Below are 22,440 nucleotides of genomic sequence, written 5' to 3'. Positions count from 1 at the left end.
GAGGCTGATATGGTGCACAAGCTTCGAACCCTCAAGACGTCTCGATATCGGCAACTTCATAATATTGCACGGCCGCCCAAACGAAAACGGCGGAGATTTCTCCCCGCCGTTCCATGTCTTGAGGTGCCGTTTGATCAGTTGTCGATATCGACATTGACCGGCTGGGCATTGCCGCTTTCGACCGGGGCCGCCTCGGCACTTTCGCCACCGCCATCAACCTGATCGGCGTTGACGCGCGGGCGGCGCGGACGACGCGGACGACGGGCAGCCCCGCTTTCGGCGGCCGCCTCGTTGAGTTCGGCCTGGGCGGCAAGACCTGCCGGGGAAAGATTCTCGAACGACGGAGCCGGTTCGGCCGGCGCTACAGATTCGGTCGGCGAAACGGCTTCGCCCTGAACCGGGGGCTCGTTGCCCTGGGGCTGACCACCTTGCTCCACAGGTGAACCAAAGTCGCGCTGGCCGTTCTGGCCATAACCGCCATTGGGGCGACGATCGCGATGGCGCCCGCCATTGTTGTCGCGGCCACCATTGTTACGCCCGCCATTGTTATCGCGGGCCTCGCGGCCACCTTCCCGGTTGAGCGCAACCTCGGCCGGCGTCCCTTCGATGACCGGCTGCGGGCCGGCGCCATGGTTGATCACCGGGATCTGGGCGTCGGAAACAGTGTTGCTGTTGTTGTTGCCGCCATTGTCGAAATCGTCGCGATCCTCGTCGCCGTCATCTTCGAAATCATCGCGATTCTGCTGCGCGTTCTGGATCGGCATCTGCGCCTGTGCGGCCGCGATGATGCGATTGTAGTGCTCGGCGTGCTGGAGATAGTTCTCCGCCATGACCCGGTCGCCGGAGCTGTGAGAATCGCGGGCAAGGGTGGCGTATTTTTCGGCGATCTGCTGAGCCGAACCGCGGATCTTCACATCCGGGCCATTGCTCTCGTAGTTGCGCGTCAGGGGATTAGGCCCCTTGCGGTTGTTGTTGTTATTGTTGTTGTTATTGTTACCACCGCCGCCGCCACTATTGTTGCGACCGCGCATGCGCCTGTTCTGCTGTTGTGGCCTCATCAAACTCTCTTCATTTTGAAATTTTCGAAAAACTCTTCACGAACGGAGGCGCTCATGCAGCCAGCCGTTTCGTCTCTTCACCGGCGTTCGCCCGCATCGATTGCGTTGGCGCCACGTGCCATCCTGTTCCGGTTACATCACTTGCCGGACGATTCCCGCACGAAGCTTGGGCATCGTTTGCGCAAGAAGGCAGCTATTTCCAAGGAAAACCGAATCGCTAAGAGCACTGCCTGCTTCGTCTCATCCGGTTAAGGCGACCCTAGCCGCATTCCCCGGCATTGCCAAGCGCTTTTTTGCACTGCGTCAAGGCTTTATCCTTTCAAAGACAACAACCCTGTCGTTTCCACCGAGGTCACGAAAAGCACCGCCCGGCCCATAGCCGGCTGCAGCGAATATCTCGCAGACCTCGTTGCGTTGCGTTTGGCCGATCTCGACCGCAATCCTGCCTTCAGTTTCCAAAAACCTTGCCGCTTCCGCAGCAATGGTTCTGTAGGGGTTCAGACCGTCCGCGCCGCCATCCAGGGCCAGGCGCGGGTCGAAATTGCGGACTTCGTCCTGCAGATTTCCAATGTCTTCCGTGGTTATATAGGGAGGGTTTGCGACAATTACATGGTACCGGCCGGAAACTTTTTCGAACCAGTCCGACTGCAGCGTCGTGAACCGGCCTGCAAGACCCAGTTGCCCGGCATTGCGCGCCGCCGTCACCAGCGCACCCGCGGACAGGTCGACGCCCGTGGCGTTAGCCGTCGGCACGACACTGAGCAGCGCCAGCGCAATGGCGCCGGTGCCGGTGCCAAGATCGAGGATGCGGCACCCGCCTTCCCGCGCCGCAACTGCCTTGACGAAGGGCAATATCGCCTCGACCAGCGTTTCGGTATCCGGCCGCGGCTCCAGCGTTTCCGGCGACAGCGACAGGCGCAAACCGTAGAATTCACGATAGCCGAGGATGCGATGCACCGGTTCGCCGCTAGCGCGACGTCTCAAGGCGGCATCGATTTCGGCAACAACGCCGGCGCCGAGCCTGCGTTCGGGGTCCGCAATGGCTTGCGTGCGCGTCGTGCCCGAAAAATGCTCGACGATCAGCCGCGCATCGAGCGCCGGGTCGTGGACGGTAGCGCCGAGCCGAGCCCGCGCTTCCCGCAGCAGCGGCCCGAGTGCATCGGGCAGGTCAGTCATCGATGCCGATGTCGGCGAGCAATTTCGACTGGTGATCGGCGATCAGCGCGTTGATGATCTCATCGAGTTCGCCCATCATTACCCGGTCGAGCTTGTACAGCGTCAAATTGATGCGGTGGTCGGTGACGCGGCCTTGCGGGAAATTATAGGTGCGGATGCGTTCCGAGCGGTCACCGGAACCGACCTGCGACTTGCGCGATTCGGAACGCTCCTCGTCAGCCTTGCCGCGCTCCAGATCATAGAGCCGGGCCCGCAGGATCTGCATGGCCTTGGCGCGGTTCTGATGCTGCGATTTCTCCGCCTGCACGACCATGATGCCGGTCGGCAGATGGGTGATGCGGACGGCCGAATCGGTGGTGTTGACGTGCTGGCCGCCCGAACCCGAGGCGCGCATCGTGTCGATGCGGATGTCTTCGGCCCTGATGTCGATGTCGACCTCTTCGGCTTCTGGCAGCACCGCGACGGTTGCCGCCGAGGTGTGGATGCGCCCGCTCGCCTCGGTTGCCGGCACGCGCTGCACGCGGTGCACGCCGGATTCGAACTTCAGGTGCGCAAAGACGCCCTTGCCGGACACGGTGGCGATGATTTCCTTGTAGCCGCCGGCGTCACCATCGCTGGCCGAGGCCGTCTCGAAACGCCAGCCGCGTTCGGCGGCGTAGCGCTCATACATGCGAAACAGGTCACCGGCGAATAGCGCGGCCTCGTCACCGCCGGTGCCGGCGCGGATTTCGAGAATGGCGTTCTTGTCGTCGGCGGCATCCTTGGGCAACAGCAGGATCTGGATGTCCTTCTGCAGCGCCTCGATACGGTCCTCGACCTCCGGCAGCTCGGCCTCGGCGAGCGCCCGCATCTCGGCATCGGTGCCCTTGTCGGCAAGCATGGCTTCGAGGTCGGCCTGCTCATGCTCGGCTAGGCGCAGCGCCCTGACCTTGGCCACCATGTCCTGGATTTCCGCATATTCAGACGCCATCCGCACATAGGCATCCGGCGCCGGGCCGGCCGACATCTGCGCTTCGAGCATCTCGAAACGCTTGACGACTTGATCCATACGATCGCGGGGCAAATTGACCATGATGAAGCTGCTATAACGGGATCGAACGGTCGTCGGCAAAGGCCTGCAGCAGCGCCCGCATCGGCAAGCCCTGTGCCGGAGCCATCAGATTGTCGTCGAAAAACGCCTTCAACTCGTCCAGCGGCAGTTCCGTCAGCATCGCCTTGACCGGACCGATCGAGGCCGGCGACATCGAGATCGAACGGAAGCCGAGACCGATCAGCGCCATCGCCGAGATCGGCTTGCCTGCGAGTTCGCCGCACAGCGTCACCGGCGTATGGTTGCGGACGCCGGCATCGGCGATCTGCTTGAGCACGCGCAGGAACGGCGCCGACAGCGTGTCGAAGCGGTTGGCCAGTTGCGTGTTGCCGCGGTCAACGGCCATGACGAACTGGAACAGGTCGTTCGAACCGACCGAGACGAAATCGACCGCCTTCATCAATTCATCAAGCTGGAACAATAGCGACGGCACTTCCAACATCGCCCCCAGCTTCAGGCTGGTCGGCAAATGATGGGCAAAGCGCGACAAATGCCGCACCTCGCGGTCGATGATCTCGCGTGCCTGGGCGATCTCGCCCAGCTCGGTCACCATCGGCAGCATCAGCTTCAATTCGCGGCCGCCGCTGGCCTTGAGCAAAGCGCGGATCTGGGTGCGCAACAACCCTGGCCGGTCGAGCGTCAGGCGGATCGCCCGCCAGCCAAGCGCCGGGTTCTCTTCCTGGATCGCGCCCTTGAAATAGGGCAGCACCTTGTCGCCGCCAATATCGATGGTGCGGAAGGTGACCGGCTTGCCGCGCGCCGCCTCGAGCACGTCGCGGTAGAGCTTTTCCTGGGCTTCGGCCCGGGGAAATGTCGAGGCGACCATGAACTGAAGTTCGGTGCGGAACAGGCCGATGCCGGCCGCACCCGCTTCGGCAAGCTGCGGCAGGTCGACGGCAAGACCGGCATTCATCAGCAAATCGACCTGGACACCATCTCTGGTCGTCGACGGCTTCTTGCGCAGCTCGCGGTAGACCTCTTGCCGGCGCGCCCTGAAACGCACCTTTTCGGCGTAGGCGGCCTCGAGATCTGGCTGCGGCCGCAAATGGATCACGCCCTCTTCGCCGTCGACGATGATGGCATCGCCGTTTTCCGCCATGGAAACGGCGCCCTTCATTTGGCCGGCGACGGGGATGCCCATGGCACGCGCGACGATGACGACGTGACTGGTCGCGGCACCATCCTCGAGCACCAGCCCGCGCATCTTGTCGCGGGGATAATCGAGCAGCTCGGCGGCCCCCATCGAACGGGCAACGATGATGGCATCCTTCGGCAGCGATGCGGCGACATCTTCCGGCCCGCGCCCCATCAGCTGGCGCAGCAGGCGGTTGGCGAGGTCGTCGAAATCGCTCATCCGCTCGCGCAGATAGGGATCGGTCATGTGCAGCATGCGGGCGCGCATGTCGCTCTGCACCTTTTCCACCGCCGCTTCGGCCGTCAGGCCGTTGCGGATGGCCTCTTCCAGCCGCCGCACCCAGCCGCGATCGTTGGCGAACATGCGATAGGCTTCCAGCACCTGGCGATGCTCGCCTTCGAAGGCGACGTCGCGGCGTTCCAGCATGTCGTCGATGGACAGCCTGAGCGAGCTGAGTGAGGTCTCGAGCCGGCGGACCTCTTCCTCGCTGTCTTCGTTGAAAAGATTGGTGACGACGATGCGCGGCTCGTGCAGCACGACATGGCCGAGCCCGACGCCTTCATTGAAGGACAGGCCGGTGAAGCTGACAGGACGGCGCAGATCGAGTTCGAGGCCGGGCCGGGTCAGCCGCGCCAGATCGCCGGTGGCGATCATCTCGGCGATCACCATCGCGGTGGTTTCCAGCGCCTCGACCTCGTCGTCGCGGTAGTGGCGCATGGTCTTGTTTTGCACCACCAGCACGCCCAGCGTGCGCCCTGCCCGCAGCACCGGCACGCCGAGGAACGAGTTGTAGATCTCTTCCCCGGTCTCCGGCAGATAGGCGAAGGCAGGGTGTTCCTGCGCATTGGACAGGTTGAGCGGCCGCGCGCTGGCTGCGATCGTGCCGACCAGACCTTGGCCCAGCCGCAACTGCGCCAAATGGACGGCGTTCGGGTTCAGACCTTCGGTGGCGTAGAGTTCGAGCACCGAATCGGCGCGCAGCACATAGAGCGAGCAGACTTCCGCGACCATGTTGGAGGCGATGTCGCGCACAATCCGGTCAAGCCGCTCCTGCGGCTCCAGCGGCTCCTGCATGAGCTCGCGGAGCCGTTTGAGCAAAACGCGCGGGCCACTGGCCTGATCACGCATCGCGGCTTGTTCTCCAATGGGCATTCTGCCCGCCGCAGTTTCCACCGCGACCGGCGCACACGCAACAACTCAAATCGTTCTCGCTACTGCTTATCCAGACCGTAGACGGAATGCAAAGTACGAACCGCAAGTTCCGTATATGGACCGTCGATCAGGATCGAAATCTTGATCTCGGAGGTCGTGATGGCGCGGATGTTGATCGATTTGTCGGCCAGCGCCTTGAAAGCGGTGGCGGCGACGCCGGCATGGCTCCTCATGCCGATGCCGATGACCGAAACCTTCGACATGCCGGCTTCCGACTGCACGACATCGTAGCCGATCGAGGCCTTGAGGCGTTCAAGCACGGCCAGCGCCTTGTCGACATCGCCCGACGGCACGGTGAAGGTCATGTCGGTGAACTTGCCGTCCTCGGAAATGTTCTGGACGATCATGTCGACATTGATGTTGGCCTCGGCCAGCGGCCCGAAGATGCCGGCGGCAACGCCCGGCCGGTCGCCGACCCGGCGCAGCGAAATCTGCGCTTCGTCCTTGGCGTAGGCAATTCCGGTGACGACCTGCTGTTCCACGATCTCTTCCTCGTCGCAAATGAGCGTTCCGGGCGGATTGAGCAAATCCCCCATTCCGGGCGCGTCGGGATCGTCGAAGGACGACCGCACGAAGGTACGCACCCTGTGCACCATGGCAAGCTCGACCGAACGCACCTGCAGAACCTTGGCGCCGAGCGAAGCCATTTCAAGCATTTCCTCGAACGAGATCTTGGCCAGCCGCCGCGCCTTGGGCTCGATGCGCGGATCGGTGGTGTAGACCCCGTCGACATCGGTGTAGATGTCGCAGCGATCGGCCTTGACCGCCGCGGCGATGGCGACAGCACTAGTGTCGGAGCCGCCGCGGCCGAGCGTGGCGATGCGATTGTCCGGGCCGATGCCTTGGAAACCGGCGATCACCGCCACCTGGCCCTCGCCGAAGCGCTTGATCAGGAACGCGCCGTCGATGTCGAGGATGCGCGCCGCGCCATGCGCATTGTCGGTCTTGATCGGGATCTGCCAGCCCTGCCAGGAACGTGCATGCACGCCCATATTCTGCAAGGTGATGGCCAGAAGGCCGGCCGTGACCTGTTCGCCGGAAGCGACGACCGCGTCATATTCGCGTGCATCGTGCATCGGCGAGGCCTCACGCGTCCAGCCGACCAGTTCATTGGTTTTTCCAGCCATCGCCGAAACGACCACCGCCACCTCGTGGCCGGCGTCGACCTCGCGTTTGACGTGACGCGCCACGTTGCGGATGCGGGCGATGTCGGCGACCGAGGTTCCGCCGAATTTCATCACGATGCGCGCCATGGGAGCGAAATGCCTTTGCCTGAAGCCGGACCCGGCCAAAAGCCGGAATCCCGAAAAGCGGAAGGCCGGCTGACGCCGGCCGCTGAATGCGCGGCCTCCTTAGCCAAATGATGAAGGTTTCGCAAGGCTGGCGGCCGATTGCCGGTTCCAGAAGCCGGCATATTGCCTTCCGCCCCGCCGCCGCCTACGAAATGCTGCCTGCGGGGAATTCTTTTGGTTCGGCATAACAGATGATGATTGCTCGTCTTCGACGCGCCATGCGATGGCAATCGCTCCCGCTTGTCGCCGGCTTTGCCGTGCTGGCGCTGATTGTCGGCAGCCGTGCCATGCTGGTCGAGGAACAGCGGGCCAACCGCGCCGCCGCGCGCGAGGCAATCGAATATCAGCAATTGCTTTCGGGACTGCTTTCGCTGGCGCAAGATGCAGAGAGCGGCCAACGCGGCTATCTGCTGACCGGCGAGGAATCCTATCTCGATCCCTATCAGCGCGCTGTCGGCGCCATTCCGGGGCAACTTGCCCGCATCGACAGCTTGACTGCCCCTGACGACCAGCTCGTCCAGCAGATCAGCCATATGAAGGACGCGCTTTCGCAAAAGCAGGCTGAACTGGCCGAGACGATTGCCCTGTACGACCAGGGCAATGCGACGAATGCGCTGGATCTGGTTCGCAGCGGCCAGGGCAAGGCCGTCATGGAGGAAATCCGGACCAGCATGGATACGGTCCGACGCATCAGCGCCGCAGCCGTCGCCGCGCGCGATGCGCATACCGACCAGGTCGAGGCCTGGTTACGCATCGGTTCGGTGGCGGCGCTGCTGGCGATCTTCCTGCTTGCCGGCTACGCGATCAGGGAATCGCGCCGCCGCTTCCGTGAGGTTGCCGTTGCCCAGGATGAGTTGGTGCGCAAGAACGTCGCCCTCGGCAAGGAGATCGAGACACGCGAAAAGGCCGAATCCCAGATCCGCCAGATGCACAAGATGGAGGCTGTCGGCCAGCTTACAGGCGGCATCGCCCACGACTTCAACAACATGCTGGCGGTGATCATCAGCGCCATGAACCTCGCCCAGCGCAAGCTGGCGCGCGGCGAGCACGACATCGCACAATTCGTCGATGCGGCGATCGATGCCGCGACCCGTGCCGCCAATCTGACGGCCCGGCTGCTCGCCTTCTCGCGCCAGCAGCCGCTGGCGCCGCAGATCGTCGACGCCAACCGTCTGCTGACCGGCATGTCCGACCTGATCCGTCGGGCACTCGGCGAAACCATCCGCATCGAAACGGTGCTGGCGGGAGGCTTGTGGAAAACCCATGCCGACCCGAGCCAGATCGAGAACGCCGTTCTCAACCTGGCCGTCAACGCGCGCGACGCCATGGGCGATGATGGCAAGCTGACCATCGAGACCGCCAACAGCCATCTCGATGAGAGCTACGCCGCCGCCCATGCCGAAGTCGCGGCCGGCCAGTATGTGATGATCGCCGTCAGCGACACCGGTTCGGGCATGACCCCCGATGTCATCGCCAAGGCCTTTGAACCCTTCTTCACCACCAAGCCGGTCAATAAGGGCACCGGCCTGGGATTGAGCCAGGTGTTCGGCTTCGTCAAACAGTCGGGCGGCCACGTCAATATCTATTCCGAACCCGGCGAAGGCACGACGATCAAGATCTACTTGCCGCGGTATTTCGGCGCCGATGAGCCGGCCGTGCCCACCGGGCGAGGCGACAACCCCGCCGCACCGGTCACCGAAACGATCCTTGTCGTCGAGGATGATGCCCGCGTGAGGGTCTCCACCACCGAGGCCATACGCGAACTCGGATACACCGTCATTCATGCCGCGAGCGGCGAGGAAGCGTTGCAGAAACTGGCGGAGCGCCCGAACGTCGGCCTTCTGTTCACCGACATCGTCATGCCCGTCATGAACGGCCGCAAGCTGGCGGAAGAGGCCGTTGCCCGCATGCCGCAGCTGAAGGTGATCTTCACCACCGGCTTCACCAGGAACGCGGTGGTCCACAACGGCGTGCTCGACCACGACGTGCATTTCCTCGCCAAGCCCTTCACCATCGAGCAACTGGCGGCGAAACTGCGTGACGTGCTCGGCACGACGCAGGGCGCAGCGGATTGATTACAATCGCTTCAGTCTGACGCAGCCGCGCTTCTCCACAGGCCAGGATAGTCGACAACGAAGCCGTGCGGCGAGATGTTGAGGGTCTCGTCATAGCCGAACACCGGCGCGGCATAGGCGTAGCGAACCGTGTCGAGACGCCGATAGGTCTGATCGAGGCGCACCAGGCTCAGTTCAGGGAAAGTCAGGTAGGCGGCCGGAGCAGGCGTCGCCTCGCCGATGCCGAGGTCATACCGGCGGATCGCCAGCAGGTTCGATGCCGGTGTGAAGCCAAGATCGACATCGACAAGGCCGTCGACGCCCTGCTGGACTTCGCCATTCAGCGTCCACTGGCCGTCCGAATCGCGTTCGATCGCATAATGCAGCTTGCGGGTGCCGAGAAAGCCGTCGATCCGCGCTGAACGCGTGCGCCAGCCGACATCGCAGATCACCTCATAGCCAAGGCAGCACGGCTTGCCGTCCTGGATGAAGATGGCCTGTCCCTCGAGACTGTGCCCGACATTGGTCTGTGACAACAGGCAGGCGTCGTGACCCTCCACGTCGAGGCGGTGCCAAAGGATCGAAGCCGTTTCCTGTTTCATCATGGTTTCCTCCAATTCAAATCCTGTCTCCTTTTCGCCCGGCGGATCAATTGTGTTTCGATGCAGGCGCGTGACAGGTGACATGCCCTGACAGAGCCTGTTGCCTGGCAGGCCGAGGAAAATGCTGCCTTGACATTCGCGGCCTCACGCCCGACTTCCTAGCGCATGACCCCGAAATCGAAGTCGATTTCGGAAAGGATCATACGCAGAATTTAAAGTGCTACAGCGTCCTTTGCGCGTCCAAGAGGACGCGCGGCGCTGTAGTGTCGAGGAGACCAACCGATGCCAGAGCCCCGACGATCGACGATCGATGCCGGAGAAGTGGAACGCTTTTCCGCCCTTGCCGCCGAATGGTGGAACCCGAACGGCAAATTCCGTCCCCTGCACAAATTCAATCCGGTCCGGCTGGCCTATATCCGCGACCAGATAGCGACGCGCTTCGGCCGTGACCCGCGCGCTGCAAGGCCTTTCGAGGGCCTGCGCATCCTCGACATCGGCTGCGGCGGCGGACTTCTGTGCGAGCCGATGGCGCGGCTTGGCGCCGAGGTTGTGGGCGCAGATGCCTCCGAAACCAACATCGAAGTGGCCAAGCTGCACGCCGCCGAGGGCAATGTCAGCGTCGACTATCGCGCCACGACGGCCGAGGACCTTGCCGACGCCGGCGAGAAATTCGACGTCATCCTCAACATGGAAGTGGTCGAGCATGTCGCCGACATCGACCTGTTCGTCGCCAAATGCGGCGAGATGGTGCGGCCCGGCGGCATCATGTTCGTGGCCACCATCAACCGCACGCTGAAGGCGCTGGGCTTAGCCATCATCGGGGCCGAATATGTGCTGCGCTGGCTGCCGCGCGGCACCCACCAGTTCGGCAAGCTGGTGCGCCCGGAAGAGCTCGAAAAGGCGCTTGGCGGCGCCGGCCTGACCATCATCGACCGCACCGGCGTCACCTACAACCCGCTGGCCGACCGCTGGGCGCGGTCGAAGGACATGGACGTCAACTACATGGTCCTGGCGGAAAAAGGCTCGGTCTGAAGGCTGATCTGGAGATTTGTCGGACCGTGGACAGTGTGAGAGCCCGACAATTGGCGCTTGAGCTTCCCGAAGCGGCCGAGAAATCGCATTTCGGCAAGGCCGACTTCCGGGTACGCAATCGCATCTTCATGTCGCTGCCCGAAAACGATCGCGCCGTCATAAAGCTCGACATCGGCCAGCAAGAGATGACGACTGCAGCCGAACCGCTGGTTTTCAAGCCAGTGCCTGGTGGATGGGGACGAAAGGGCTGGACGTCGATCATTCTTGACGCATGCGATGAAAGACATTTCGCAGCGCAATACGGATGTCATGGCGAAATGTTGCCCCGCCGGCTCTCAGGAAAATCTTTGACGCGAGCCAGGCCTAACGGATCGGCAAGGCGGCTCCGGCTGCAGGAACTCGACCCTTCTGGCTTTGTGCCCTGGTGGTGATGAACACGCCGGCAGTGATGATGAGCGCGCCTGCCCAGGTCAGCAACTGATAGTGCTCGCCGAGGAAGATGGTTCCGGCAAACAGGCCGACGGCGGCCGCCACATAACCGATCTGGCTGAGATAGACCGGACCGCCAACCGCCTGCAGCCTGAAGAAGAAGGCAAACATCGCCGACGCCGACGCGACCTGCGCGACCACCACCAGCGGCACGCCGCCGAGTGGCACGAAAGCCTCGCCGCCGAACAGGAGAAGAATGCCGGCAAGCAGCATCGCCGCTGACGCCAGATGGCTGCCGACGGCAAGCTCGATCGGGCCGGTGCCGTCCGGCCAGTCGACCGTGCGGTAGATGTTGCCGACGGCAAGGCTGACCGGAATGAGCAACCCCATCGCCACCCAGAACAAATCGGCCGGCTGGCCGGCCTCGCCGCGCGTCACCGCCACCATGACAGCGCCGACGAAGCCGACGGCGATGCCGACAATGCCCAGCATGTTGGGGCGCCGGACACGCAACAGGATCGAGAACACCAGTGTGATGACAGGCGACAGGGTGAACATGATGCCGGTGTAGCCGGCGCCCAGATGCGGGATGGCCGAGAACATCAGGAGGTTGGGGACAGCATAGGACACCGCGGCGGTGACGAAGAAATAGCGCAGTTTGTGCGCGGTGAGCCGGACCCGCTTGCCGCGAGCCAAGAGCACGCACAGCAAGACCCCGCCGGCGCCGAGCGAGATGACGAAGGCCCAGACCATGGCCGGCACGCCGGCAGCCGTGGCGAGCTTGCCGAAGGGCAGCGTCAGGCCGAGCAGGCCGCCGGTGACGACCAGCAGGCCGAGCGCCGAATCCCAGAGAAGTTTCATTGACCGAATCCTGTAGCGCGGCGGCTCTTGGCCGGCATTGCATGTTACGATAAGATAATGGCAAGATTCTTAACGTCAAGATAAATAATGGTGAGACAGTTGGACAGGGCAGCAAGAGCGATCGAGCAATGGAAGCGGGAGCGGCCCGATCTGGATGTCTCGCCGATGGCCGTGCTCGGACGGCTGAACGAGGCCTCCTCGCTGATCGCCCGCGAGCGCCTGGCGCCGTTGTTTGCCCGCTATGGATTGCAGTCGGGCGAGTTCGACGTGCTGGCGACGCTGCGCCGCGCTGGCTCACCCTATGCGCTGACGCCGACCGCTCTCTATGAAGCGACGATGGTCACATCGGGCGCCATGACCAACCGGCTCGACCGGCTCGAAACGTCCGGATTGATCCTGCGTGGGCCTCATCCCAACGATAGACGCGGCATTGTCGTGAGGCTGACCGAAAAGGGCTTGGCGCTGGTCGACGAGGCCGTTACCGCCCACGTGGCCAACGAGCACGCGGTTCTCTCGGGCTTGACGCAGGCGGAACGCGAAACGCTCTCTCGGCTGCTTGAGAAATTGATCGGTAGCGTCAGCTAGCCGGTCAGTTGCGATCGTCCGGGAATACCGGGATAGGCATGAACTCGACGCCATCCTCGGCCAGGCTCTTGGCCTCGTCCAGCGTCGCCTCGCCATAGATGCCGCGCGGGTCGCTCTCGCCGAAATGGATCTTTCGCGCTTCCTCGGCGAACTTGTCGCCGACATAGTCGGCATTCTCGCGCACCTTCTCGGCCATCGCCTTCAGCTGCGCCAGAGCCTGCTTCTGCGCCTCGCCCATGGCGAGCGCTATGGTTTCCTGCTTGCGCGCCGTGGAGACAGCCGGCGCCATCAGCGCTTTCTGCACCTTGTGCGAACCGCAGGTGGGGCAATCGACAAAGCCGCGCTTCTTCTGGGTGTCGAAATCGTCGTTGCTGCGGAACCAGCCTTCGAATTCGTGCTCGTGCTCACAGATCAGGGCAAAACGGATCAAGAGGCTGCACCCCTGAGCCGCGGCGCCTCGCCCAAGCCAGCATTGACGGCGAAATCCCGCGCATTCCTGAGATTGGGGATCTTCTTGCGCGCGGCAAGCGACTGCGCCGGGTCGATCTCGGCGATGATCACCGCCGGCTCGTCATGCGCGGCTTCCGCGATGATACGGCCCCACGGATCGACGATCAGCGAATGACCGTAGGTCTCGCGGCCATCCTCATGCAAGCCGCCCTGCGCGGCGGCGACGACATAGGCGCCATTCTCGATGGCGCGGGCCCTGAGCAGCACATGCCAGTGCGCCTCACCCGTCTGCCGGGTGAAGGCGGCAGGTACGGAAAGCAGGTCGGCGCCGGCCAGTGCCTCGGCGCGGAAGAGTTGCGGAAAGCGCAGATCGTAGCAAACGGCGAAGCCGAGCTTTGCACCCTCGATCTCGGTGACGACGGCCTCGGTGCCCGGCTCATAGGCGGCGGATTCGCGCCAGCTCTCGCCATTGTCGAGATCGACGTCGAACATGTGGATCTTGTCGTATGTCGCGAGCGTGGCGCCGTCCGGCCCGAACAGCAGCGCCCGGTTGGCGAGCTTGCCGTCGGCGCGTAAAATGGCTGTCGAGCCGATATGCAGGAAGACGCCGAGTTCCTTGGCCAGCTTGCGCGCGGTCGAAACGACGATATCCTTGTCCTCGGAGGTGAAGGAGGCGGCGCGAGCTTCCTTGTCGCGGATCAGCGCGCCGGTCATTTCCGGCGTCTGGATGTAGGCGGCACCTTGGCCAGCTGCTTCACGCACCAGCCGTTCGAGATCGACGGCGTTGCGCTCGGGGCTCTCGCCTGAACGCATCTGGATCGCAGCGGCTTTGAAAACACCCATCGTCATTCCCTTAATTCGTCGCGCCGTCAGCGAGCAGTTTGTCGAGCCGGCCTTCGGCCTCCAGCTCGTGGAGATCGTCACAGCCACCGACATGCGTATCGCCGATAAAAATCTGCGGAAAGGTCGAGCGGCCATGCGCCCGGGAGATCATCTCCTGGCGCAGTTCCGGCGAGAAGGAGGCATCGTGCTCGGTAAAGGCTATGCCCTTGCGCTCGAGCAGCCGCTTGGCTGCCGTGCAATAGCCGCACATCATGCGGGTGTAGATCGTGACATCGACCATGACGAATTTCCGCTGTTCGTTGCCGACTTATATAGTCGCGGACTCGTCCGCCCGGAAGTCCCCCGGCAACACACGGGCAAAGGTCAGCACGTCGACGGCGGCCGCACCTCCCCTTTTCAGCGCCTTGGTGGCGGAGCGCACCGTGGCGCCGGTGGTGTAGACATCGTCGATCAAAAGCACCCTGCGGCCGGCGATCTCGATTTCCGCCTCGGCGGGTACCCGAAAGGCGGCCCGCACATTTTCCTCGCGTTCCCCGCGCTCCAGCCCGACCTGCTGGCGGGTGAGTTTCACGCGCCGCACCGCCGAGGGGGCGAAGGGCAATTCACTGAGCGTCGAGACGGCCCTCGCCAGTTCCGCAGATTGGTTGAAGCGCCGCCTGAAAAAGCGCCGCCAGTGCAGCGGCACCGGCACCACCACATCCGCGTCGGCGATGAGATCGGCACCGGCGCGAACCATCCAGCGCGCCATCCATGGTGCCAGATCGGTGCGATCCTGGTATTTCAGCCCCTGCACCATCTGTCGGGCGACGCCGGAATAGGCGACCGCCGCCCGCGCCCGCTCGAAAGGCGGCGGATCGGCAATCGCCTCGGCCGACAGAAAGCCTTCGCCCATATGGTGGGTGAACGGCGTGCCCATGACCGGGCACCATGGCCGCTCCAGCAGCCTGAGCTTCGGCCAGCAGGCGCCGCACAGCACGCCTGGCTGCGAGACATGCCGGCGGCAACCGGCGCAGACCGGCGGAAACAGCATCCGCGCCGGCCAGCCGACAACCGACCGGGCCAGGTTCGTTATTCCGATGGACTTGATCTTGGGCATCGGATCGGCCAAGTGGTTGCTCCTGCACGCCACTATATCAACGATCTCGGAGCGTGGACAAACAAAGGATCTGCCCGTTGCAGCCGATAATGGATACCTCTCTGTGGCTGGCGCACAAGCGGCGCGCGCTTGCCCATCCGGTCGACGGTGCGGACTTTCTCATGCGCCGCACGGCCGAGGACCTTGCCGACCGGCTGGGCGCCGTCGAGCGCAGGTTCGGCAAGGCGGCTGTGCTGTTTTGCCAGACGCCGGCGGCGGCCGAAACGCTCGCCGAAAGCAGCAAGGTCGCCGACATTGTCCGCGTCGAGGCGGACACGGCCTTCCTGAGCGGTGGCGGCGCCGGCTTGATCGCACCGCTCGAAACCGTGCCGTTCGAAGCGGAAAGCCTCGATCTGGCGGTGTCGCTTCTGTCGCTGCAGGCCATGAACGACATCCCCGGCATGCTGATCCAGATCCGCCGTGCGTTGCGGCCGGATGGGCTTTTCCTCGGCGCCTTTGCCGGCGCCGGTACGCTTTTCGAGTTGCGCGAAAGCCTGCTTTCGGCCGAGACCGAGCTTTACGGCGGCGCCAGCCCGCGTGTCGCCCCGTTCACCGACGTGCGCGATGCCGGTGGGCTGCTGCAGCGCGCCGGTCTCGCTCTGCCGGTCGCCGACGTCGAGACGGTGACCGTGCGCTATGCCAGCCTGTTTAACCTTATGGCCGATTTGCGGGCCATGGGCGAGACCAATGCGCTCACCGATCGCAGCCGGCGGCCGGGCTCGCGCAAGCTGTTTGCCCGTGCGGCGGAAATCTACGCCGAGCGGTTTTCCGACCCCGACGGGCGCGTGAGGGCAAGCTTCTCGATTGTCTGGATGTCCGGCTGGGCGCCCGACGCATCGCAGCAAAAACCGCTGAAGCCAGGGTCGGCCAAGGTCTCGCTGAAAACAATTCTGGAGACGCCCGGCGGGCAATGATCCTGCCCGCAGGCGCGGAAAAGCCGGATCAGGGAGTGGGTGCGAAAGCGTTCGCAAGCTTGCTGTTATTGTCGCTGAACAGCCAGGTGAGCGAGTCGAAGACCCGGCCGATGCCGCCGACGATAGCCAGTGACAGCACGGCGACGATCAGGCTATATTCGACGGCCGTGGCGCCGGTCTCGTCGTTCAGAAAACGCAGCAGCACTGCTTTCATGGCCTTAACCCCTCTGTCCGGGACCTTACAGCCGACCTGTTAAGAAAGGTTAACGGCAAAGGCTTAACAGGCGATGAAGCTGCCGCCTTTCCAAAATCTCTTAACCATGTCAGCAGTCGCCGCTGCTCCTGCCATTGGACCTGATGATGCAGACCGAGCTCGGCTGCGGCTGCAGCACGCTGCGGCGCAGCGTGTAGGTTTCGCGATGGCCGATCGAGCCTGTGGCCGCCATGTCGAGCCCGCCTAAACCATCACGGGCCGAGAGCGAGCGTGTCTGGCTGTCGAGGAAAGGGGTTGCGATCAGCGCCAGCGCCACCGCGGCCGAACCGAACAGCAGCGTGATGCGCAATATGCCCATGCCCGCATCGGCGGCGCGAAAGCCGCGCTCGGGCCGGATCGAGTCCCAATCCCTGTCTAGGCTCATGCTATCGCTCCCCGGCAAATCGACGGCTCGGCCGCGAACGGCCATGCCTCAATTTTTCACGACGAGATAAATCTTCCATTAACGCTGGCTGATACACGCCTCGGCCAGGAACCGACCGAACGCGAGCCTCAGAGAAGATCGATGAGGAACGGGATCAGCGGCGCATCGGCCGGCGGCATCGGATAGTCGCGCATCTGCTTCGGCCGCACCCATTTCAGCGTCTGCACTTCCCTGGGCTGGGCTATGCCGCGAAAGCGGCGGCAGACGAACAGCGGCATCAGCAGGTGGAAATCGTCGTAGGAATGACTGGCGAAAGTAAGCGGCGCCAGGCACGGGATGTCGGTTTCGATGCCGATTTCCTCATGCAGTTCGCGAATGATGCATTGTTCGGGCGTCTCGCCGGGCTCGACCTTGCCGCCGGGAAATTCCCACAACCCGGCAAGTTGCTTGCCCTGAGGCCGCTGCGCCAGAAGCACCCGGCCGTCGGCATCGACCAGCGCGCAGGCGGCGACCAGGAGCAGGCGTTTGCCGGCGGTCACGACATCATTCATGACCCGGGGGCCGGCGATAGTGGTAGCGATAGACTTCCTCGAAGCCGAGCGAATGGTAGAGCGCCAGCGCCGGCACATTGTTGGCCTCGACCTGCAGCCAGGCTTCCCGCGCGCCCCGCAGTCGCGCCCATTTGAGCGCCGACAGGATCAGGTTGCGGCCATGGCCCCTGTTGCGTGCCGACTTGTCGGTGGCGACCTCGAACAGGCCGGCGAGATCGCCGTCATGCACGCAGATAAGCGTCGCCAGCGCCTCGGCTCCATCTTCGAGCGCGAACAGCCCGGCTTCGGGCTGGATGGCGCCGATGATCTCCGACAGGCCGGGCCGCAGCGAAACATCCGAACCGCTGACCTTGAGCGACGCGCCGATGAAGCGGCTGATGTCCTTGAGCGGAATCTGGTCCATGGCGGCGTCGAGCTGCGCGCCGGCCAGCGGCAGCCGCATGACCAGCGACTCGTCGAACCGGCTCCAGCCCTCGCGGTCGAGATGGCTGGCGAGATCTGGGCCCGACAGCGGCGACATGCGGAACGTCAGCGGCCTTCCATAGGCATCGAAACGGCGGCTGGCCCGGCCGATACGGTCGGCAATGTGCTGGGTATCGCCTGGATCGAGCGGATTGACCGAGTTCAGCCGCTTGGCCGGATGGCCGGCGGTCAGCCGCACCACCCAGGTGCCGTCATAATGGATGGCGGCTGCCGGCCAGGCGCGAAAGCCGGCCGCCTCGTAGCGGCGCACGATCGCGAGCATGCTTGCCGGATGCCTGGAACCCAAAACCATCAGCTCCGATAATCGCCATTGATGGCGACATATTCCTTGGTGAGATCGCAAGTCCACACCGTCGCCTTGCCGCGGCCGATGCCGATATCGGCGCGGATACGGATGTCGTCGCGCTTCATATAGGCCGACGTCGCCTGCTCGGAATAGCCAGGATCGCGCTCGCCTTCATGCGCCAGCCTGTTGTCGCCGAACCAGATCGACAGCCGGTCGCGATCGGCGGGCTCGCCGGCCTTGCCGACGGCCATGACGACGCGGCCCCAATTGGCATCCTCGCCGGCGACCGCCGTCTTGACCAGCGGCGAATTGGCGATCGACAGCGCGATGCGCTTGGCCGAGCGCGCCGATTTGGCGCCGGTGACGGTGACTTCGACCTGCTTGCGGGCGCCCTCGCCGTCGCGCACCACTTGCAGCGCCAGCGATTTCAACACCTTGCCGAGTGCCCGGCGGAACGCGCCGAGACGGGCATCCTTGGGGTCGGTTATCTCTGGCGCGCCACGCTTGGCAGCCTTGCCGGTGGCGAAGATCAGCAGCGTATCGCTGGTCGAGGTGTCGCTGTCGACGGTGACCGCGTTGAAGGTCTTGGCCGTGCCGCGCGACAACAGGTCCTGCAGAACAGGGGCGGCGATCGGCGCGTCGGTGGCGATGAAGGAGAGCATCGTTGCCATGTCGGGCGCGATCATGCCGGCGCCCTTGGAGATGCCGTTGATGGTGACGTCGGTATCGCCGAGCTTGACGGTCGCGGTCGCCAGTTTCGGATAGGTATCCGTGGTCATGATCGCCTTTGCCGCTTCGGTCCACAGCTCAGGCTTGCCGTTGCTGACCAGTCCCGCGAGCAGATGGCTGAATTTGCTGGTATCGAGCGGCTCGCCGATGACGCCGGTCGAGGCCAGGAAAACCTCCGCTGCCGTGCAGCCGGCCGCCTTCGCGGCCGCCTCGCCGGTCAGCGCGGTCGACTCGCGGCCTCTCTTGCCGGTGAAGGCGTTGGCGTTGCCGGAATTGACGACCAGCACCCGGGCCTTGCCCGCGCCGAGATTCTGCCGGCAGAAGTCGACCGGCGCCGAAGGGCATTTCGATTTCGTGAACACGCCGGCGATCGCGGTGCCTTCATCGAAGACCATGGTCAAAAGATCGGTGCGGTTTTTGTACTTTATCCCTGCCTCGGCGGTGGCGATGCGCACCCCTTCGATTTCCGGCATTTTGGGGTATTTCTTCGGCGCGAGCGGCGAAATCGTCGTGGACATGGAGGCCTCGGGCGGGAAAAATCGCAGGGGAAGGCCGGTTTGCCCGATAGACCGCGCGGGCGCAAGGCGTTTTCGTCGCTCTTGCCCGGGAGCTCGAACCCGCTCGTGGTTAGGCCTGCATTTCAAATCCGATGGCGTCGCCGGGGCCGATGGCGTTATGATCTGCCCCATGGGCAGGCTTGCGATCCTTGCATGGGCATTTCTGGGACTTTTGCTGCTGAGCGCGGATGCGCAGCCGCAACGGCGGGTAGCGCTTGTCATCGGCAACGGCACTTACGCCGAAGCCGGCACGCTGGCCAATCCTGTGAACGACGCCCTCGACATCGCCGACAAGCTGCGCTCGATCGGCTTCGAGGTCATCGAGGGCAATGATCTCGGCAAGCGTGAACTCGAACGCAGCATCGGCGCGTTTTCCGATGCGCTCCAGGGCGCCGGCGTCGGGCTTTTCTATTATGCCGGCCACGGCCTGCAGGTCGACGGGCGCAACTACATCGTGCCGGTCGACGCCAGGCTGGACGTACCGGTCAAGCTGCAGCTCGAGGCCGTGCCGATCGACGAAGTCCTCGACATCATGGAACAGCAGACCAAGGTCAGCCTGGTGTTTCTCGATGCCTGCCGCAACAATCCATTTGCCCGCAGTCTCAGCCGCACCGCCACCACGCGCTCGGCGAAGGCGCTGGCCGGGCTGGCGCAATTCGATTCGACGCGCGGCTCGTTCATCGCCTTCTCGACGGCACCTGGCGCTGTCGCCATGGACGGCAGCGGACGCAACTCGCCCTTCGCCGCCGCCCTGCTGCGCCACATCGCCGAGCCCGGCCAGAGCATCAACGACATGATGATCGCGGTGCGCCGCGACGTGGTTTCGCAAACCCGCGAAACCCAGCGCCCCTGGGAGCAGGGATCGCTGCTCGAACGCTTCGAATTCGTCTCGGACGGACAACCCGCAGAGCCACAAAGGCCGGCCGCGGCGCCGGCGCCTTCGACGGAAGTCGCCGCACTTGAACGCTCTGTCGGCGACGACAAGGGATCGATCGAGAAATTCCTGCGCCAGGACTATCTGACGCCGGACACCAGGGCGATGAGCGAGACCGTCAAACGGCTCTACGGCCCATCCGCCATCATCTTCGGAACCCGCTACGACGCCGACGCCATCGTCAAGGTCAAGGCCGACTGGTTCGCGCAGTGGGCCTCCTGGTCGCTAAGCATGGAGGCCGGCAGCCTGGAAGTCGCTCCGCAGGGCGAAGATCGCGCCGAGGCAGTCTTTGCGATGCGCTACGACTATCTTCCAAAGGACACGTCGGCGGCACGCCTGACCGGCAAGGCGCGCGTCACGCTTGGGCTGGTCAAGGCCGGCGGCGGCTGGCGTATCGAATCCGAGACATCGCAGGCGATGCAGTAGGCGTGATCCCACGGCCAGCCGGGCAATTTAAGCCGGCAGCGTCTCATAGCGATAGGAATTTTTTCTTGACTCGGTGAGGGCAGCTATGCTACATTTTTGCCCATGGTGCTGATTTGCGCCAGTGACCCGCCGCCCGGCGGGTTTTTGCCTTTGGAGCTTCGCCAACCGACACGCCGGTAGACTTCCAGAGAATAAACTTAACCCCTGCCGCTACCATCCGTTCCTGAAGCTTGAAAACGCGCCGTTTCGTTTGAGCGTCGGGTCGCCTATATTGCCGGCGATAGTGTTGGCGAGGAGACAGAGATGGCCGAGGACGCCGATCCGGCGCGCAGATCGATCGGTGCGCGGCGCAACCCCGACAGCGCCGATGCCATTCTCGAAGCCGCCGAGGCCGTGCTGGTCGAAGCCGGTTATGCCGGTTTTTCCATCGAAGCGGTGGCGCGGCGGGCCCGCGCCGGCAAACCCACCATCTATCGCTGGTGGCCGAGCAAGGCGGCGTTGCTGCTCGAAGTCTACCAGCGCCAGAAGCGCGTCGATGTTCCCGATACCGGGCGGCTGGAGGAGGATCTCGTCGGCTTCCTGAAAAACCTGTTCACCCACTGGCGCGAGACATCGTCGGGAAGCGTGTTCCGGTCGCTGATCGCCGAGGCCCAGTCCGACGAGACCGCTGCCGCAGCCCTTGCCGACTACTCGCTGGGCCGACGGTCCCATACCGGCCAGATCATCGAACGCGCCAAGGCAAGGGGCGAAATCCCGGCCGAAATCGATTCAGCTGTTGTCGCAGACCTCATCGCCTCCTTCGCCTGGAGACATCTGTTGACCAACCGGCTCGACGAGGACGAAGCGACCATCGGCAAGGCGGTCAACTACGTGATGCGAGGCATAGCGGCGCCCGCCCCGTAAAGATGGCAATGAGAAAGGGCGCGGCAACCCCTGGCTGCCGCGCCCTTTTTCAAGGAGCTATCAGTCTTACTTGGCGCTTTCCAGCGTATCGACCGTCTTCTTCAGGTTCGCGTCGTGGATCTCGATCTTGGCGCCGGCGCGCAGCGACTTGACCAGTGCGAAATACTTGTCGCGGATGACCGCCTGCTTGGCCTGGTCCTTGACGTCCTCGAAGGCCGGCGGCTGCTTGGTGCGCTTGTCCTCGAGCTTGATGACATGCCAGCCGAACTGCGTTTGCACCGGCTGCTCGGTGTATTTGCCGACCTCGAGCGCGGAGGCCGCCTTGTCGAACTCCGGCACCATCTGGCCAGGTCCGAACCAGCCGAGATCGCCGCCGCTGGTCTTGCCCGAGGGATCGCTGGTGTGCTCGTTGGCGAGCTTCTGGAAGTCGGCGCCGCCATCGAGCTGCTTGATGATGGCCTCGGCCTCTTCCTTGGTCTTCACGAGGATGTGACGGGCATGCAGCTCATTGGTGGGCGGCGTGTTGGCGATTTCCTGGTCGTAACGGGCGCGGACCTCGGCGTCGGTGACCTTGTCGACGACGCCCTTCTCGACCATCTCGCCATGCAGCGCGCGCTCCTGCAGGAAAGCCATGCGGCGCTGGAAGTCGGGATCCTTGTCGAGCCCTGTGGTGACCGCCTCGGCGGCCATGACGCGGATCTCGATGGCAGCCGAAAGGGCGGCGGCACGGCGCTGCTCGGGCGGCAATTGCGCGAACTGCTGCGACAATTCCCCTTCGGCAAGCACCAGATCTGCTTCGGTCAGGGGCTGGCCGTTGACCGTGGCGATAACCTTGTTCGGATCGACCGGTGCCGCGGCCGGCGCTGCTGCATCCGCCGGAGCGGGAGCGGTTTGCTGCGCCATCAGCGGCGAGAGCGAAAGGGCCGACAGGCCGACTGCCAAGCCAAGGCTGGCGAGCGACGCGCGGCGGAACAACAAGGACATGGGGTAACTCCGGTGGGGATTGAAAGAGGGGTGGCTTCCAGATCGGCCAGATTGTGGCGGAATTTGGCGCAGCCAGCAGGG

23 protein-coding genes and 1 pseudogene are annotated in these 22,440 nt (G+C 63.9%); 7 read left to right on the top strand and 17 right to left on the bottom strand.

The features are described from left to right. Positions 1 to 134 precede the first annotated feature (134 nt). The 5 genes from NKI99_RS30705 to NKI99_RS30685 all read right to left on the bottom strand — a co-directional run bounded on the left by NKI99_RS30705 (position 135) and on the right by NKI99_RS30685 (position 6,924). The gene (locus NKI99_RS30705) at positions 135 to 1,058 is read right to left on the bottom strand and encodes a DUF4167 domain-containing protein (RefSeq protein ID WP_352613277.1); all 924 of its coding nucleotides are present in this window, start codon (positions 1,056 to 1,058) and stop codon (positions 135 to 137) included. Between the two features lie 303 nt (positions 1,059 to 1,361). Beyond that, positions 1,362 to 2,234 carry a peptide chain release factor N(5)-glutamine methyltransferase gene (gene prmC, locus NKI99_RS30700; RefSeq protein WP_352613275.1) on the bottom strand — a complete coding sequence of 291 codons (873 nt, stop codon included), beginning with the start codon at positions 2,232 to 2,234 and terminating at the stop codon, positions 1,362 to 1,364. Continuing rightward, entirely contained in the window at positions 2,227 to 3,306 is a 1,080-nt protein-coding gene (gene prfA / locus NKI99_RS30695) for a peptide chain release factor 1 (RefSeq protein ID WP_352613274.1), read from the bottom strand. The genes prmC and prfA overlap by 8 nt, the downstream gene beginning before the upstream one ends. 10 nt (positions 3,307 to 3,316) lie before the next feature. Then, on the bottom strand, positions 3,317 to 5,587 hold the full coding sequence (gene ptsP, locus NKI99_RS30690; protein WP_013529460.1) for a phosphoenolpyruvate--protein phosphotransferase: 2,271 nt from the start codon (positions 5,585 to 5,587) through the stop codon (positions 3,317 to 3,319). 83 nt (positions 5,588 to 5,670) lie between these two features. Then, entirely contained in the window at positions 5,671 to 6,924 is a 1,254-nt protein-coding gene (locus NKI99_RS30685) for an aspartate kinase (protein WP_013529459.1), read from the bottom strand. Positions 6,925 to 7,181: 257 nt separating this feature from the next. Here NKI99_RS30685 and NKI99_RS30680 point away from each other — a divergent pair, with 257 nt between their 5' ends. After that, positions 7,182 to 9,038 carry a CHASE3 domain-containing protein gene (locus NKI99_RS30680; protein ID WP_352441701.1) on the top strand — a complete coding sequence of 619 codons (1,857 nt, stop codon included), beginning with the start codon at positions 7,182 to 7,184 and terminating at the stop codon, positions 9,036 to 9,038. 11 nt (positions 9,039 to 9,049) lie between these two features. Here NKI99_RS30680 and NKI99_RS30675 read toward each other — a convergent pair whose 3' ends face one another. After that, complete coding sequence (locus NKI99_RS30675; protein WP_348629846.1) at positions 9,050 to 9,622, bottom strand: putative glycolipid-binding domain-containing protein; 573 nt, start codon at positions 9,620 to 9,622, stop codon at positions 9,050 to 9,052. 279 nt (positions 9,623 to 9,901) lie between these two features. Between NKI99_RS30675 and ubiG the strand changes: the two genes are divergently transcribed. Continuing rightward, positions 9,902 to 10,651: a bifunctional 2-polyprenyl-6-hydroxyphenol methylase/3-demethylubiquinol 3-O-methyltransferase UbiG gene (gene ubiG, locus NKI99_RS30670; RefSeq protein WP_023811162.1), complete on the top strand. Its 750-nt coding sequence runs from the start codon at positions 9,902 to 9,904 to the stop codon at positions 10,649 to 10,651. 26 nt (positions 10,652 to 10,677) lie between these two features. Beyond that, positions 10,678 to 11,018 (top strand): annotated as a pseudogene (locus NKI99_RS30665) (MmcQ/YjbR family DNA-binding protein). On the opposite strand, the gene NKI99_RS30660 reads toward NKI99_RS30665, so the two are convergent. Then, the gene (locus NKI99_RS30660; protein WP_023811160.1) at positions 11,015 to 11,941 is read right to left on the bottom strand and encodes a DMT family transporter; all 927 of its coding nucleotides are present in this window, start codon (positions 11,939 to 11,941) and stop codon (positions 11,015 to 11,017) included. The pseudogene NKI99_RS30665 and the gene NKI99_RS30660 overlap by 4 nt on opposite strands. A gap of 99 nt (positions 11,942 to 12,040) precedes the next feature. Here NKI99_RS30660 and NKI99_RS30655 point away from each other — a divergent pair, with 99 nt between their 5' ends. Beyond that, positions 12,041 to 12,526, top strand: a complete 486-nt coding sequence (locus tag NKI99_RS30655; RefSeq protein ID WP_023811159.1) for a MarR family winged helix-turn-helix transcriptional regulator — start codon at positions 12,041 to 12,043, stop codon at positions 12,524 to 12,526. Between the two features lie 4 nt (positions 12,527 to 12,530). Here NKI99_RS30655 and NKI99_RS30650 read toward each other — a convergent pair whose 3' ends face one another. The 4 genes from NKI99_RS30650 to NKI99_RS30635 are packed head-to-tail and all read right to left on the bottom strand — an operon-like array spanning position 12,531 to position 14,927. Further along, complete coding sequence (locus NKI99_RS30650; RefSeq protein WP_023811158.1) at positions 12,531 to 12,956, bottom strand: DUF1178 family protein; 426 nt, start codon at positions 12,954 to 12,956, stop codon at positions 12,531 to 12,533. Continuing rightward, positions 12,953 to 13,819, bottom strand: coding sequence for a carbon-nitrogen hydrolase family protein (locus tag NKI99_RS30645; RefSeq protein WP_023811157.1), 867 nt, complete (start codon positions 13,817 to 13,819; stop codon positions 12,953 to 12,955). Before NKI99_RS30645 ends, NKI99_RS30650 begins: the two co-directional genes overlap by 4 nt. 10 nt (positions 13,820 to 13,829) lie before the next feature. After that, on the bottom strand, positions 13,830 to 14,099 hold the full coding sequence (gene grxC, locus NKI99_RS30640) for a glutaredoxin 3 (RefSeq protein WP_023811156.1): 270 nt from the start codon (positions 14,097 to 14,099) through the stop codon (positions 13,830 to 13,832). Between the two features lie 27 nt (positions 14,100 to 14,126). Continuing rightward, complete coding sequence (locus NKI99_RS30635) at positions 14,127 to 14,927, bottom strand: ComF family protein (protein WP_023811155.1); 801 nt, start codon at positions 14,925 to 14,927, stop codon at positions 14,127 to 14,129. A 65-nt stretch (positions 14,928 to 14,992) separates the two neighbouring features. Here NKI99_RS30635 and NKI99_RS30630 point away from each other — a divergent pair, with 65 nt between their 5' ends. After that, positions 14,993 to 15,868 carry a class I SAM-dependent methyltransferase gene (locus tag NKI99_RS30630; protein WP_352613273.1) on the top strand — a complete coding sequence of 292 codons (876 nt, stop codon included), beginning with the start codon at positions 14,993 to 14,995 and terminating at the stop codon, positions 15,866 to 15,868. Positions 15,869 to 15,896: 28 nt separating this feature from the next. Here NKI99_RS30630 and NKI99_RS30625 read toward each other — a convergent pair whose 3' ends face one another. From NKI99_RS30625 to argJ, 5 genes are all read right to left on the bottom strand, one after another. Next, positions 15,897 to 16,082 carry a Flp family type IVb pilin gene (locus NKI99_RS30625; RefSeq protein WP_128304558.1) on the bottom strand — a complete coding sequence of 62 codons (186 nt, stop codon included), beginning with the start codon at positions 16,080 to 16,082 and terminating at the stop codon, positions 15,897 to 15,899. A 109-nt stretch (positions 16,083 to 16,191) separates the two neighbouring features. Continuing rightward, complete coding sequence (locus tag NKI99_RS30620; protein WP_352613271.1) at positions 16,192 to 16,506, bottom strand: hypothetical protein; 315 nt, start codon at positions 16,504 to 16,506, stop codon at positions 16,192 to 16,194. A 128-nt stretch (positions 16,507 to 16,634) separates the two neighbouring features. Further along, positions 16,635 to 17,057, bottom strand: coding sequence for a (deoxy)nucleoside triphosphate pyrophosphohydrolase (locus tag NKI99_RS30615; protein ID WP_352613269.1), 423 nt, complete (start codon positions 17,055 to 17,057; stop codon positions 16,635 to 16,637). Continuing rightward, positions 17,050 to 17,802 (bottom strand): GNAT family N-acetyltransferase, encoded by a 753-nt coding sequence (locus NKI99_RS30610; RefSeq protein ID WP_352613267.1) that lies wholly within the window; start codon positions 17,800 to 17,802, stop codon positions 17,050 to 17,052. The genes NKI99_RS30615 and NKI99_RS30610 overlap by 8 nt, the downstream gene beginning before the upstream one ends. A 29-nt stretch (positions 17,803 to 17,831) precedes the next feature. Then, positions 17,832 to 19,073, bottom strand: a complete 1,242-nt coding sequence (gene argJ / locus NKI99_RS30605) for a bifunctional glutamate N-acetyltransferase/amino-acid acetyltransferase ArgJ (RefSeq protein WP_352613265.1) — start codon at positions 19,071 to 19,073, stop codon at positions 17,832 to 17,834. Positions 19,074 to 19,242: 169 nt separating this feature from the next. On the opposite strand from argJ, the gene NKI99_RS30600 reads away from it, so the two are divergent. Next, the gene (locus tag NKI99_RS30600; protein ID WP_023811148.1) at positions 19,243 to 20,472 is read left to right on the top strand and encodes a caspase family protein; all 1,230 of its coding nucleotides are present in this window, start codon (positions 19,243 to 19,245) and stop codon (positions 20,470 to 20,472) included. A 303-nt stretch (positions 20,473 to 20,775) separates the two neighbouring features. Continuing rightward, positions 20,776 to 21,375, top strand: a complete 600-nt coding sequence (locus NKI99_RS30595; RefSeq protein ID WP_352441706.1) for a TetR/AcrR family transcriptional regulator — start codon at positions 20,776 to 20,778, stop codon at positions 21,373 to 21,375. Between the two features lie 66 nt (positions 21,376 to 21,441). Here the strand turns inward: NKI99_RS30595 and NKI99_RS30590 are convergent, their stop codons facing one another. After that, a complete protein-coding gene (locus NKI99_RS30590) occupies positions 21,442 to 22,359 on the bottom strand; it encodes a peptidylprolyl isomerase (RefSeq protein WP_352613264.1) in 918 nt (305 codons plus the stop codon). Positions 22,360 to 22,440: the final 81 nt, after the last annotated feature.

The organism is Mesorhizobium sp. M0239, from assembly GCF_040321815.1.
Lineage (GTDB): Bacteria > Pseudomonadota > Alphaproteobacteria > Rhizobiales > Rhizobiaceae > Mesorhizobium.
Note: the sequence above shows the minus strand (reverse complement) of the source record. Positions and strands in the feature narration are given on the sequence as shown.